Source organism: Pseudomonas edaphica, from assembly GCF_005863185.1.
GTDB classification, from domain to species: Bacteria; Pseudomonadota; Gammaproteobacteria; order Pseudomonadales; family Pseudomonadaceae; genus Aquipseudomonas; species Aquipseudomonas edaphica.
In genome coordinates this window covers 1-603 of the sequence record NZ_VBVZ01001125.1, presented here as the reverse complement: position 1 = coordinate 603, position 603 = coordinate 1, and the positions used below count along the sequence as shown (strand labels likewise).

At 59.4% G+C, this 603-nt stretch carries 1 protein-coding gene; it reads right to left on the bottom strand.

The genetic code is table 11. From position 1 onward, the window contains the following. Nucleotides 1–151 precede the first annotated feature (151 nt). Nucleotides 152–603 (bottom strand): sodium:solute symporter family transporter (locus FEM54_RS33645; RefSeq protein WP_420875343.1); only part of this gene is annotated, 452 nt, incomplete at its 5' end.

Sequence of the window (603 nt, the reverse complement as noted above, 5' to 3'; positions counted from 1 at the left end):
CGATAGCGGTGTATCAGTCGATTTAAAGTTGACTGACACACAGTTATCGCGGGCAAGCCCGCTCCCACAGTCGTTTTGTGCAAGGCAAAAAAACGGGCGCGACATCCGACGTCGCGCCCGCTGAAGAAACCGCTTTAAATCCTGTTACCTGTCAAATGGCCCTGGCCACCGAAGCCTCTGGCCGACGTGACAACAAGCTCACCAATACAAAACTCACCAGCCCAACCGCCAGGCTGTAGTAGATCGGCGTATTCGCGTCCAAGCCGTCTTTGAACATAAACACCAGCGCCGTCACAAAGCCCAATGTCATGGATGCAATGGCGCCGGAGGTGGTGGCGCGCTTCCAAAAAATTGCGCCCATCAGCGGGATCAGCATGCCGCCCACCAGCAGGTTGTAGGCCAGGGTCAGGGCGCTGATCACGTCGTTGACCACCAGCGCTATACCCAGCACGGCGATACCGGTCAGCATCGTAAACAGACGGTTGATGCTCAGGCTCGACTGCTTGCCGCCACGCAGGCGTGGCAGCAGGTCTTCGGTCAGTACGGTGGAAGCGGCGAGCAGGCCGGCGCTGGCGGTGGACATCATCGCGGCCAGTGCGGCGG